The organism is uncultured Psychrosphaera sp. (assembly GCF_947500655.1).
GTDB lineage: Bacteria > Pseudomonadota > Gammaproteobacteria > Enterobacterales > Alteromonadaceae > Psychrosphaera.
Genome location: NZ_CANMSK010000031.1, coordinates 1 through 13,537, shown reverse-complemented (window position 1 = coordinate 13,537; position 13,537 = coordinate 1). Strand labels below are relative to the sequence as shown.

The window sequence follows — 13,537 nt, the reverse complement described above, 5'->3', positions numbered from 1 at the left end:
TGATCACAAACAAGGCAATTAGTTCAAAAAAAATCCCCGCTAATTACTAGCAGGGATTTGTGTATAAGAGACAGCTTAAGTAAGCGGCTTTTTTGTTGTTTGTTATCTAGGCTTAAACGAGAACCTCGAGCCTCGCTGCTCGCAACTCTAATTTATAAACATAAAAAAACGCATCATTAAGATGCGTTTTTTATTACTGATTTGTAACAGGCAAAGGTTTAAGAGATTTTAACTAAACCTCTAACATATCCAATATACCTTCTGCCGCTTTTCTGCCTTCAGCAATAGCCGTTACCACTAAATCCGCACCTCTAACAATATCGCCACCGGCAAATATTTTAGGGTTAGTTGTTTGGTATGGGTATTCTGACTCTTCATTGGCTTTGATTGTATTCCAATCCGTTAAATCAACACCATAAGGTGTTAACCATTCTAAGTTTAATGGTTGGAATCCAAATGCTTGAACAACAGCATCAGCTTCAATAATATATTCAGAACCTTCAATTGCTTCAGGTCTACGACGACCATTTTCATCTGGTTGGCCAAGTTGTGTTTTCACAAATTTAACACCACAAGCTTTACCGTCAGAGTCTAATTCAATTGAAATAGGTTGTGCATTCCATAAAAACTCAACGCCTTCTTCTTTAGCGTTTTGTACTTCACGGGCAGAGCCTGGCATGTTTGCTTCGTCACGACGGTATGCACAAATTACTTTTTCAGCATCTTGTCTTATTGACGTTCTTACACAGTCCATCGCAGTGTCGCCACCACCAAGAACTACAACTTTTTTATCTTTAAAATCGATACAAGAATCAGTTGTGCCCATTACTTTACGAGTATTAGAAATAAGAAAAGGTAGAGAGTCATAAACTCCCTCAGCTTCTTCGTTAGGTAATCCACCGCGAATATATTTATAAGTACCAACGCCTAAGAAAACAGAGTCATAACCATCTAATAAAGTTTGGAAATCGACATCTTTACCAACTTCAGTATTAAGAACAAACTCAATACCTAAGCTTTCAAATATCTCTCGACGACGAACCATCACATCTTTTTCTAATTTAAAAGATGGAATACCAAAAGTTAATAAGCCGCCAATTTCTTCGTATTTATCATAAACAACGGCTTTAACGCCGTTTCTGGCTAATACATCAGCACAAGCCAAACCTGCAGGGCCTGCACCTATAATGGCAACTTTTTTATCTGTTAACTCAACACCTTCAATACTTGGACGCCAACCCATTTCAAATGCTTTGTCATTGATGTATTTTTCAATACTACCAATGGTAACAGCACCAAAATCGTTGTTTAACGTACACGCACCTTCACATAAACGGTCTTGTGGGCAAACACGTCCACAAACCTCAGGTAAACTGTTGGTCTTGTGAGACAACTCTGCCGCTTCAATAATTTTTCCTTCATTAGCTAGTTGTAGCCATTGAGGGATATAGTTATGAACTGGACATTTCCATTCACAGTAAGGATTACCACAGTCAAGGCAACGATCTGCTTGACCTTTAGCCTGTGCTTCTTGCATAGGCTGGTAAATTTCAATAAATTCTTCTTTACGAACTTTAACCGGATGTTTAGTCGGGTCAATGCGCTTTACGTCGATAAATTGATATACATTTTGACTCATAAGTTTTTCCTCGCTCTACATTGCCTGAACACGTAGCTCTGCAGAAGAGCGGTGACGGTGGCCTAACAGTTCATTAACATCTGAAGTCTTAGGTTTAATAAGTTTGAATTTTGGTAACCATTGTTCGAATTCAGCTAATATCTGCCCTGAACGTTCACTTTGCGTTTCTTCAAAGTGTTGGTTAATCAATCCTCGTAAATTTTCAGCATGAATGGACATATTAATGTCTAGTGCTTCGATAAGCTCATGATTCAATCTGTTTTTAAGGTGGTCGTTATAATCAAGAATATACGCAAAGCCACCTGTCATACCTGCACCGAAGTTAACACCGATGTCACCAAGTACAACAATTTGCCCGCCTGTCATATATTCACAAGCATTGTCCCCAACGCCTTCAACAACAGCAACAGCCCCAGAATTTCTTACCGCAAAGCGCTCACCAGCACAACCTGCCGCTAGTAACCAACCGCCTGTTGCACCGTATAAACATGTATTACCCATAATGGCTGAACGATGACTGATATAACGAACACCTTTAGGTGGGTGAATCGTTATTTTACCGCCTGTCATACCTTTACCGACATAATCATTTGCATCACCAGTCAGGTGAAGATAAACACCACCTGCGTTCCAAACTCCAAAACTTTGTCCTGCAACGCCAGTACAATGAATAGTGATTGGGTCGGTCGCCATACCTTGGTTTCCGTGAGCATCTGCTACTTCGCCAGATAGTGTCGCGCCAACTGAACGGTCTGTATTGCGGATATCATAGTAGAAATCTCCACCAGATTTACGAGCAACAGCGCCTTTTGTATCAGCAACAATCTTAAGGTTTAAATCACCATTGTCTAATGGTTCATTTTTAGCAACACAATAGCTTGGATGTTCAGATTTAACGCCACTTGATGCAAGAATTCCTGCAAGTTGCAGTTTGTTCTGTTTCTCAGTTTTACCTTCGATAATCTCTAGTAAGTCAGTACGACCTACAAGATCTTCAAGTTTAGTGATACCAATAGATGCCATGATCTCTCTTACTTCTCTAGCAACGCCAATGAAGTAATTTTCGACCATTTCAGGTAATCCCGCAAAGTAATCTCTACGTAGATTTTGATCTTGTGTTGCGACACCTGTGGCGCAGTTATTTAAATGACATATACGCAGGAATTTACAACCTAATGCAACCATAGGGCCGGTGCCAAAGCCAAAGCTTTCTGCACCTAAGATAGCGCCTTTAACTACATCTAAGCCTGTTTTTAAACCACCATCAACTTGCACTCTAACTTTGTGGCGTAAGCCATTTTCAACTAATGCTTGATGTGTTTCAGCTAAACCTAATTCCCACGGACTACCTGCGTACTTAACCGACGATAAAGGACTCGCTGCCGTACCGCCGTCAAAACCAGAGATGGTGATTAAGTCGGCATTTGCTTTAGCAACACCGGTAGCAATCGTTCCAACACCCGGTTCAGATACTAATTTTACTGACACAAGTGCTTTGGGATTAACTTGTTTTAAGTCAAAAATAAGCTGCGCTAAATCTTCTATTGAATAAATATCGTGATGAGGTGGAGGCGATATTAATGTTACACCTTGGACTGAATAACGAAGTTTTGCGATTTCTGCAGAAACTTTATCCCCCGGTAATTGACCACCTTCACCTGGTTTTGCACCTTGAGCTACTTTAATTTGTAGTACTTCAGCATTACGTAAATAATGTGGAGTTACACCAAATCGACCAGATGCAATCTGTTTAATTTTAGAATTTTTGTCTGTGCCAAAGCGACGAGGGTCTTCACCACCTTCACCTGAGTTAGAACTACCACCAAGCTTATTCATTGCTTGCGCAAGTGCTTCGTGTGCTTCTGGACTTAGTGCACCTATAGACATAGCGGCAGAGTCAAAGCGACGAAATAAATGACTTGCATCATCAACTTCGTCGATTGAAATAGGCGTTTGTTTTTTTAGTTTCATCAAGTCTCTGAAATGAGCCGGACTACGGTCATTAACTAAGCTTGAGAATTTTTGATAATCGCTATAGTCGCCAGATTTAACAGCCGTTTGTAACGACTGAACTACGTCAGGATTGTAAGCGTGATATTCACCGCCATGAACGTATTTTAATAAACCACCGTGGGCAATACTCTTACGTTTTAACCAAGCGTCTTTTCCGTTAAGGCATAACTCTTTATGGATATCTTCGAAACTTGCGCCTTCAACACGTGATGTGATGTTAGGGAAGCAAAGCGCCATAATATCTGAGTCTAAACCAACTGCTTCAAATAAGTTTGAACAACGGTAGCTAGCAATAGTCGATATGCCCATTTTAGACATGATCTTAAATAAGCCTTTCTTAATTCCTTTACGGTAATTAATTACAGCTTCTTTAACTGGAATATCTATGCTGCCATTTTCGACAAACTGCTCTACGGTTTCATACGCCATGTATGGGTAGATAGCAGTTGCACCTAAACCTAATAAAACAGCAAAGTGATGTGAGTCTCTTACTGATGCAGTTTCAACAACAATATTCGCGTCACAACGTAAATGTGTTAACACCAACGTATTTTGCACCGCACCAACTGCCATTGCCGCAGGAATAGGCACTAAGCCTTTTTCTATTGAGCGGTCAGATAGTATGATTATTGCAGCGTTACGGTCTCTTGCCGCTTCTACGGCTGTCTGACACACAGATTCGATGGCTTCTTTTAAGCTTTTCTCTTCTGGGTTGTAAAGAATAGAGACAGTTTCAGTGTAGTAATGTTCTTCATCAAACTCTTTTAATTGGTCTAAGTCGGTATACATTAATACTGGCGATTCCAATAACACACGGTGTGCGTAACCAGAGGTCTCGTTGAATACGTTTTGTTCACGACCAATACATGTCGCCAATGACATAACGTGATTTTCACGTAATGGATCGATTGGTGGATTGGTTACTTGTGCAAACAATTGACGGAAGTAATCATAAAAATTACGTTTTTGGCTAGACATAACTGCCATAGGTGCATCATCACCCATAGAGCCAGTTGCTTCTTGTCCGTCTTTGGCAAGTACTTTCATTACTTGTTCAATTTCTTCAAACGAGTAATTAAATAGCTTGTGATAAACCGCTTGAGTTTGGTCGTCAAATAGGCGCTGGCCTATTTGCTCACCTTCACATTCTTCAAATGGTTTTAAACGGCAGATATTTTTCTCTAACCATTCTTTATACGGATGACGACCTTTAAGATCGTTATCTATTTCGTTTGAGTGCCAAACTTTGCCAACATAAGTGTCGACAGCAAGCATTTGACCTGGACCAACACGACCTTGCTCAATAACTTCATCAGGTGTGTAATCCCAAATTCCAGACTCAGAGGCTAAAGTCAGTATCTTGTCTTTAGTAATAGTGTAACGAGCAGGGCGCAGACCATTACGGTCTAAGTTACAAGCTACGTGACGACCATTTGTCATTACGATACCTGCTGGGCCATCCCATGGTTCCATGTGCATAGAGTTAAATTCGTAGAACGATTTTAACTCAGCATCCATCGCTGGATGATTTTGATACGCAGGCGGAACTAATAAACGCATAGAGCGGAATAAATCTAAACCACCGGCTAAAAATAGCTCAAGCATATTATCTAACGAGCCTGAGTCACTGCCAGTTTTGCTAACAAATGGCGCTGCATCTTGTAAATCAGGAATTAGAGGCGAGCGGAATTTATATTCACGAGCTTGTGCCCACTGTCTGTTACCTTTAATCGTATTAATTTCACCGTTGTGAGCTAAGAATCTGAACGGTTGAGCTAAACGCCATTGTGGTGTTGTATTAGTAGAGAAACGCTGATGGAATACGCAGATGGCGGTTTCCAATCTAATGTCAGCTAAATCTAAATAAAATCTTGGTAAATCTTTAGGCATAACTAAGCCTTTATAGATAGTTACCAAACAACTTAAACTTGGTATATAGAAATCTTCGTCGTCTTCAAGTTGTTTTTCTATTCTACGTCTAGCCATGTATAAGCGACGTTCGAAGTCTTTTTTACGCCAGCCAGATTGAGCATTAACAAATACTTGCTCAATTTGTGGTAATGATGCTGCAGCTATTTCACCTAAAATATCAGGATTAGTTGGGACTACACGCCAACCAACGATTTCTAAGGTTTCTTGCTCAATTTCTTTTTCGATGATCTTTCTGGCTCTAGCCGCTTTAATCGGATCTTGGCTTAAGAATATGACACCAACACCAAATTTCTTACCTAAATGCCAGCCGCTTTCCTCAGCTACCGCTCGGAAAAACGCTTCAGGCTTTTGAATTAGTAAACCACAACCATCGCCAGTTTTACCATCAGCAGATATACCGCCTCGGTGTTGCATGCGATCTAAGCTGGTAATAGCGGTACGCACTATCTTATGACTAGCTTCACCCTCAAGGTGCGCTATTAGGCCAAATCCGCAGTTTTCGCGGACGTCATTTTTATCGTGCATTAATTGTAATTGTTTTGAACCAGTATTATCCATGCTGGCGTCCTCCTCTAAACCATGCAACTATTTTAGACGTTTTTTATCGTCTTTTTTATTAGTATATATGAAATATAGATGCAGTTAATATGAATTTAAATTCATATTTGGGGTTTTTTTAAAATGTGTTCGGCCGAACAACATAGCTAGATTTTTAAACTAGGTCAACATAAAATAGGTTAATTACTCTAGAGTAAATAGAAATTAAATTTCAAAAAAAGATATAAGAACAAGATTTTGTTAATATTTGGTGATATTTTTGTAATTAAATTACAAATCAAATGGCTTTAAATATAAAAAAACACCCCGGAGGGTGTTTGAATATAAATGTATTGTTTTACTTCTTTTATTTTGAAGCGTAACCGTTTGTTATTCCTTTACTTGCAACGCTAACCGCGTCGTGAGCATGTAACGATTCATAGTGATTTACTCGTAACCAGAAATCTTTATATCCTGAGATTGCATTTAGTGCATGCTTAATTCTTCGCCCTGCATCTTCACAGAACATTAAGTTTTGGCCGTTTAGTCGAGCAAACTCTTGCTCATCTTCGCGTTTAACCGCTGCTTGGACCGGAGTTTGTAATACATTTTCAATTGCATCTACTAAATCAACAAGTGGGAACTCAGTGAGCTCATCGGCCAATTTAACCTTAACTTCTGCAATAGAACGTTGGCTATGTGGAGTTGCAATAATACCTTCGGTCGTGCCTAACCACTGATGAATTTCTTCTGCATTTACATCACCTGTAAATTTATCGCTAAATGCATTTTGAATTAACTGACGTGCTAGAGCTGCAGAACAAGGACAAGTGGAAGAGTATGGAACTTTAACTGCAAGCTCTATATCTAAAACACCATGGCTTAAGTTACCTGTTATTACTACCGGATATGCTTTCCAACCGCGTTTACCACTGATAAGAGACTTTCTACGCATGTGGTGATCAAATTCAAACTTAAGGTGGGCACTGTCACTTAAGTCTCCGTGGCTTTGAATAAAGTTAGTTAATAGGTCAGTTAATGTCGCTTTATTTAAGCTACCTTCTACCGATAATTCATCCAACATTAAATATAAGCGAGACATATGAATGCCTTTCGCTTTTGGATCTTTTAAATTAACAAATGCTTCAACTAAAGCAGACACCTGACGAGTTTCACCTTGCATCTCTACCATAATTGGCATTTCTATATTACTCATACCTACCCAGTCTAAAACGCCCTCAGTTTGGGCTTGAGCTTGGTTTGCGATATCAGGCATTTTGGTTGTCATGGATTCTCCAATTTGACAATTAAGTCAGCATTAAATGCCCTCGTGTGTCAAAGAGAGGGCTGAAAAAAATTCGTATTTGATGTTGTTATCATTTAGTCGAGATTTGATTTTTAAATGATAGGGCGCGTTTATAACATATATTCGCAAGTAAATTAAGAGATTCAGGATAAATACCTGATTAATTTACTCAGGTATAAAAGGACAGAAATATTTACACTCGTTGTATAAGGGGGGATGAACTCTCAGCTCACCTTTGGGGATCTTCCAGAAAGGTTAATTTTTTGTATAAACATTATTAACAGGGAATTCAATAATAAAGTGGGCGCCATTACCTAATTCACTTTCCACTTCTATACTGCCACGAAGTGCTTGGGTCACTAAATTATATACTAAGTGCATGCCAAGACCGGAACCACCTTCACCACGTTTTGTTGTAACAAAAGGGTCAAAAATCTTTTGTTTAATTTTTTCTTCAATGCCTTTGCCATTATCTGATACTTCAATTTTGCATCGATTACGTTTCATTGATACTGATATTTCAATGACGCCTGCTTCCATAGATTCAAACCCATGGATAATCGCGTTCATGATTAAATTAATGATTATCTGATTAATTGGCCCAGGTTTAGTATCTGCTGCTAAATCGGCATCGCAGTTAACAACAACTTCATGTTTTGATTGTTTTAACGTTGGATTCAAAGACATAATAATTTCATATAAAAGTTCTTTGAATTTAACTTTTCTAATCGTATCGGCTGTTTGGTCTACAGCTACTTGTTTAAAAGAGCTTATAAGATCTGCCGCTCGACTTAAATTACGATAAATAATCTGAGTGTTCTCTTTGCTTTCATCTAAAAACTTAATAAGTTTTTTGGCGCTCAATGTTTCAGCTTTAAGTTCCGCTTTTACATCGTCAATTCTGTCAGACATCATAGTTGATGCCGTAACACCCAAACCAATAGGGGTGTTAACTTCGTGCGCAACACCGGCTACCATTTGTCCTAATGACGCCATTTTTTCAGACTGAATCACTTGAGATTGATACTGGTGAACTTGTTCTAATGCGTCTAGTAGCTCTTGGTTTGAATTTCTTAACGCTTGTGTGCGCATCACTACCTTTTCTTCTAGGTTTTGATTTAACTCTGTGATCTCTTTTTCAGCTTCTGCGTATTTGTGTATTTGCTTATAAATTCGGGCTAACATTGCATTCACTGAGTTAGCTAACGGCACCATTTCAGTTAATTGTGGGCTGCTAACTTGTGTATTAAAGTCTTTGTCATAGGTTAAGTTTTTAATATTTTTGATAAAGGTATTTATTGGGGAAAGTATACGTCGGCTTAACATTAACGATGTAAAAAATGCAATTAACGAAATTAAAACACCGGCGGCAATATTATAATTAGCTAAGCTCAAAAAGTTGGCGTTGTAGCTAGGAAGTTGCATTCTTAAATAAACAAAACCTATGTGTTTTGACGTTGCTGGCGCTAATACCGGTAAACCATATTCCACAATATTATCTGTGAATATTGCATTAGATAATTGTTTTATTTTTTCAAATTGGGGAGCTATAGGTGGAACACCTTGTTGGTTAAAACTAACAAAGTATTCTAATTCTTTAGTCTCGTCATTAACTCGATACACATGGATATTACTGATCTCTTGTATTTTTTGTAATGTAGATAAAAAATCATTAAGGTCATTTCGTTGATTAGAAGATAAAGATATCTGTGAATTAAACGAGACAATATTGGCGATAGTTTTAATAAATCGAGTGGCGTCTTCTTTATTTTTTTCGTTGCTATATATCGTAGTAGATATTATTGAAAACAATAACGACACTAAACTTATAGAAACAAGTGCTGTGGTTATTAATGTTTTTAAAGATAGATTCGATTTAAACTTTGTCACGCATACTCTTCCTAAGCAACAATTGGATTTTAGGTAACACCTATAACCCTAGTTAAGTAATTAACTTAACCTGTGTTTAGTGGTTATGCAATAAATTCCCCTAAACATCTTTAAATTTACGCAGTAACTTTTACTGCGTAAATTTAAAGGTAATAGCTTCTAGTTTATTAGGTGTTCTTTAACTGAAGAGTTTAAAGCTTAGCCTAAGAAGAACGACCTGTGTAATAAATATTAAAACGCTTATTCTTATTTTTAACTTCAACGTATTTAAAGTGTTGTTTAAATAGTTCTGGGTAAGGTAAAAATGCATTAGCTACCATCCAGAATTGATATTTACGTTTCAACATTTTAGGTGCGTGTTTAATAAGTTGCTCGGTAATAGTGTAGTCAGTTTTTGTGCCGGTATGGAATGGTGGATTAGTTACAATAAACTTAAAGAATTCACCAGAGCTGAGAACTGCAGATAATCCGTTAGATGGTTTTGCTTTGGCATCAACATTATTTACTGCAAACGTTTTGTTACTACTTTCTACCGCTAATGCGTCAACATCAATGGCGGTCATAGAACAGTCGTAACGTTTGGCTAGCGCAACACTTATTACACCACAGCCACAGCCAAAGTCTAAACCATGACCTTTTACATCTGTGATGGTATTTAGTAATAGTTGAGTACCATTGTCTAAGCTGTTTGCGCTAAATACGCCTGGTAACGCAACAAGTTGCACGGTAACCGCTTGTTTCTCTATTTCTACAGTTACTTCTGAAGTGCTAAACCAATCTTCCATTGTCTTAGTGCAAACATGATTGTTAAAGGTGGCGGTGAACAACATACAATGACGTGCGCCATCTAATTTCGCGGTGACATCGCAATAGCTTTCTAATGCTTTATCACAACTTTTCACTCCACCTTTTTTCTCACCAACAATGTATATGGTGGCGTCTTTATTTAAATGCTTTGACACCATCGACAAATAATAATCAAAACGTAATTTGGTTTTTGGGAAGTAAATAACCACAGCATCAAATTTTGTATTGTTAACTTGCTCTTCTTCCAACCAAGCACCAAAAACAACATTATTTTTTTTATTAAGTTGTTGGGTGTCAACATACGGAGTGAAACCAAACCAATTAATGTCGGAACGTTGCTCACTAAATTCTGCAATAGCATCGTCATTTAATAAATCTAATAACAACACATTGCCCGCAGGTAAGTGATCAATATTACGTTCTACAACTTGGTTTTCTGCAAATAACATATTTACTCTTTATTTTTTTGACTTGATTAGCGGAAAGAACAAAAGGGGTCAGAGTAAAATTAAATGAGTTTAATCATTATTTAATTTTACTCTGACCCCTATTATCATTATCAAACTATTTAATGCGTTTAAACATAATATCCCAAACTCCATGACCTAAACGGTGGCCACGTTGTTCAAATTTGGTTAATGGTCTGTGTTCTGGACGTTCAACAAAGTCACCATTGGTGGCGACATTTTCAAAAGACTCAGCAGCATTCATTACTTCAATCATATGTTCAGCGTAATTTTCCCAGTCAGTTGCCATGTGGAATACGCCGCCCATTTTTAATTTAGTGCGTAACGATTCAACAAAAGCAGGCTGTACGATGCGACGTTTATGATGGCGGGTTTTATGCCAAGGGTCTGGGAAAAATAATTGAACTGTGTCCAAGCTTTCGTTAGGTATGCAATCACTCAATATTTCAATTGCGTCGTGTTCATATAATTTTATGTTATTGATCTCAGCTTCACTGGCTGATGACAAACAAGCACCAACGCCAGGCGTATGTACTTCAATACCAATAAAGTTACTCTCAGGTGCATTCTTAGCCATCTCAACTAACGATGCGCCCATACCAAAACCAATTTCTAAGATAAGTTTGCCGTCGTTATTAAAAAGTTCAGCTGGATTAATAAGACCGTTTTTATGCTCTAAACCCATAGTTGGCCAGTGTGCATCAAGAGAAGCTTGTTGACCTTTTGTTAGGCGACCTTCACGTTTTACAAAGCTTTTTATGGTACGAATGTATTTACCATCTGCTTTGGCTTCTTCAACGGATGTGTGTTTTTGTTCAGTCATTTTACGGTCACCTAAATAATTCAGTCTATTAACCGCGGCATTATCTTACACACTGCAGTTTGGCTCAAGCGCTTTATTTATCTAATGCAGAGAAGTTAAAGTAAAGACAAATAAAGCCGAGGCTGTGGATGATTGCACTTATTTCCTCAAACTCAAGAAAGGATTTGTGTTGGGAGTCTGATATCATCGCAAAATACTATGGTTCACAGCGTGTAATTGGTTTAAATGTCAGCAGTAAATAAACAACTTCCAACTTGGTTTTCAGACTCAGTGTTAACTTGGTACGACAATAACGGTAGAAAACACTTACCATGGCAGCAGGATGTTACGCCTTATAAAGTCTGGGTTTCTGAGATTATGTTGCAGCAAACGCAAGTAACCACGGTAATTCCATATTTTGAGCGTTTTATGAGTTTGTTTCCAACTGTGACCGATTTAGCCAATGCTAAACAAGATGACGTTTTGCATTTGTGGACGGGGTTAGGTTATTACGCCAGAGCAAGAAACTTACACAAAGCGGCACAAATAATTGCAACTGAATACAAAGGACAATTTCCTACCGAATTTGAACAAGTCATCGCGTTACCGGGAATTGGCCGTTCAACCGCTGGAGCTGTGTTGTCACTTTCTTTAGGACAACATCATCCGATATTAGACGGTAATGTAAAACGCGTGTTAACTCGCTTTATGGCGGTAGAGGGTTGGCCGGGTGTTAAAACGGTAGAAAACCAACTTTGGCAAATTGCAGAGCAGTTTTCACCAGTTAAACGTATCGATAACTTTAATCAAGTGATGATGGATTTGGGGGCAATAGTTTGTACTCGCTCAAAACCTAAGTGTGAGCAATGTCCAGTTAGCAGTAAATGTCAGGCGCTAGCGTTAGAACGAACCACCGACTTTCCTTATTCCAAACCTAAAAAAGACAAACCAATTAAGTTTGTTTACATGCTGTTGTTAGTTGCACCCGATAACGTCAATAAAACGGGTAAACAAGTTTATATGTACCAAAGACCACAAACGGGTATTTGGGGCGGTTTATATTCCTACCCTGAATTTGAAGAGTTATCTCAGCTAGAACAATATTTTCAACAGCAGTCATTAGCTATGTCGGTAGATGAGTTAGATTTTAATGAAGACTTATTATTCCGTCATACGTTTAGTCATTATCATTTAGATATTCAGCCTGTAGTTGTATCAGTAGCGACAAAGCCTAATGTGATCAATGACAGTAACGATATTTGGTATTCATTAGCCAATGAAGATGTAGAAATTGAACAAGAAACATCTAAAATTGGTAAGTCTGCGGTAACAGAAAAGTTATTAAACGTATTGAAAGCTGGTGCTTATTAAAAATTTGATTACAATATTGGCAATTAAAATTAACAGAAGTTATTAAGTCATGGCTAGAACGGTTTTTTGCGAACATTTAAAACAAGACGCTGAAGGATTAGATTATCAATTATATCCGGGTGATATAGGTACTCGTATTTACAACGGTATTTCAAAACAAGCTTGGGCGGAATGGCAAAAAAAACAAGTTATGTTAATTAACGAACATAAATTGTCGATGTTAAAAGCAGAAGATCGTCAATTGTTAGAAGACGCTATGATTGGTTTCTTGTTTGAAGGTAAAGAAGTAACCGTTGAAGGTTACGTACCAAAAGCCTAAGTTTTTTTAAAATCACTATTTTAAAGTGATATTTAGTTTTTAAATGAAAGCCAGCACTTGTGTTGGCTTTCTGTTATCTGCTTTTAAAGCAGATTACAAAATGGAATTCAAAATTTAACTTAACCATTTTAGCGAGAATATCGGGCAGTTAACTATTATTTTTAAGCAAAACAAGCCAAATAGTGTAAAAACTATCCGTTTAGTAAAAATATATTAAAAATAGGTTGACTTGAAAAGGCAAAATCCGTTTAATACACGCCCTCAGCAAGGCAAGCTTTGTTGAGTGGTTTAGTTAACCATTTATAGGTGTTTATTTTTTGTAAAACTTATAATAACTAACTGCACTAAAGCATTTATATTTACCAAGTATGAATGTCATGTGCCTCGATAGCTCAGTCGGTAGAGCAGAGGATTGAAAATCCTCGTGTCCCTGGTTCGATTCCGGGTCGAGGCA

At 37.9% G+C, this 13,537-nt stretch carries 8 protein-coding genes and 1 tRNA gene; 3 read left to right on the top strand and 6 right to left on the bottom strand.

What is annotated here, in order from left to right; translation table 11 throughout:
• Positions 1 to 232: 232 nt before the first annotated feature.
• The 6 genes from Q0940_RS16860 to trmB all read right to left on the bottom strand — a co-directional run bounded on the left by Q0940_RS16860 (position 233) and on the right by trmB (position 11,414).
• Positions 233 to 1,639, bottom strand: coding sequence for an FAD-dependent oxidoreductase (locus tag Q0940_RS16860; protein WP_299271088.1), 1,407 nt, complete (start codon positions 1,637 to 1,639; stop codon positions 233 to 235).
• Positions 1,640 to 1,654: 15 nt separating this feature from the next.
• On the bottom strand, positions 1,655 to 6,142 hold the full coding sequence (gene gltB, locus Q0940_RS16855; protein ID WP_299271086.1) for a glutamate synthase large subunit: 4,488 nt from the start codon (positions 6,140 to 6,142) through the stop codon (positions 1,655 to 1,657).
• Between the two features lie 346 nt (positions 6,143 to 6,488).
• A complete protein-coding gene (gene folE2, locus Q0940_RS16850; protein WP_299271085.1) occupies positions 6,489 to 7,409 on the bottom strand; it encodes a GTP cyclohydrolase FolE2 in 921 nt (306 codons plus the stop codon).
• A gap of 273 nt (positions 7,410 to 7,682) precedes the next feature.
• The gene (locus tag Q0940_RS16845; RefSeq protein WP_299271083.1) at positions 7,683 to 9,317 is read right to left on the bottom strand and encodes an ATP-binding protein; all 1,635 of its coding nucleotides are present in this window, start codon (positions 9,315 to 9,317) and stop codon (positions 7,683 to 7,685) included.
• Positions 9,318 to 9,520: 203 nt separating this feature from the next.
• On the bottom strand, positions 9,521 to 10,573 hold the full coding sequence (locus Q0940_RS16840; protein ID WP_299271081.1) for a methyltransferase: 1,053 nt from the start codon (positions 10,571 to 10,573) through the stop codon (positions 9,521 to 9,523).
• A 115-nt stretch (positions 10,574 to 10,688) separates the two neighbouring features.
• The gene (gene trmB, locus Q0940_RS16835; protein ID WP_299271080.1) at positions 10,689 to 11,414 is read right to left on the bottom strand and encodes a tRNA (guanosine(46)-N7)-methyltransferase TrmB; all 726 of its coding nucleotides are present in this window, start codon (positions 11,412 to 11,414) and stop codon (positions 10,689 to 10,691) included.
• 225 nt (positions 11,415 to 11,639) lie between these two features.
• Here trmB and mutY point away from each other — a divergent pair, with 225 nt between their 5' ends.
• The 3 genes from mutY to Q0940_RS16820 all read left to right on the top strand — a co-directional run bounded on the left by mutY (position 11,640) and on the right by Q0940_RS16820 (position 13,537).
• Positions 11,640 to 12,764: an A/G-specific adenine glycosylase gene (mutY, locus tag Q0940_RS16830; protein WP_299271079.1), complete on the top strand. Its 1,125-nt coding sequence runs from the start codon at positions 11,640 to 11,642 to the stop codon at positions 12,762 to 12,764.
• A gap of 49 nt (positions 12,765 to 12,813) precedes the next feature.
• On the top strand, positions 12,814 to 13,083 hold the full coding sequence (locus tag Q0940_RS16825) for an oxidative damage protection protein (protein ID WP_299271077.1): 270 nt from the start codon (positions 12,814 to 12,816) through the stop codon (positions 13,081 to 13,083).
• Between the two features lie 381 nt (positions 13,084 to 13,464).
• Positions 13,465 to 13,537 (top strand) — tRNA-Phe (locus tag Q0940_RS16820).

Bases quoted from the DNA above. Each gene is read 5' to 3' on its own strand.
- folE2 (WP_299271085.1), bottom strand. From the start codon at position 7,409: ATGACAACCAAAATGCCTGATATCGCAAACCAAGCTCAAGCCCAAACT.
- mutY (WP_299271079.1), top strand. From the start codon at position 11,640: ATGTCAGCAGTAAATAAACAACTTCCAACTTGGTTTTCAGACTCAGTG.
- Q0940_RS16860 (WP_299271088.1), bottom strand. From the start codon at position 1,639: ATGAGTCAAAATGTATATCAATTTATCGACGTAAAGCGCATTGACCCG.
- Q0940_RS16840 (WP_299271081.1), bottom strand. From the start codon at position 10,573: ATGTTATTTGCAGAAAACCAAGTTGTAGAACGTAATATTGATCACTTA.
- trmB (WP_299271080.1), bottom strand. From the start codon at position 11,414: ATGACTGAACAAAAACACACATCCGTTGAAGAAGCCAAAGCAGATGGT.
- Q0940_RS16825 (WP_299271077.1), top strand. From the start codon at position 12,814: ATGGCTAGAACGGTTTTTTGCGAACATTTAAAACAAGACGCTGAAGGA.
- gltB (WP_299271086.1), bottom strand. From the start codon at position 6,142: ATGGATAATACTGGTTCAAAACAATTACAATTAATGCACGATAAAAAT.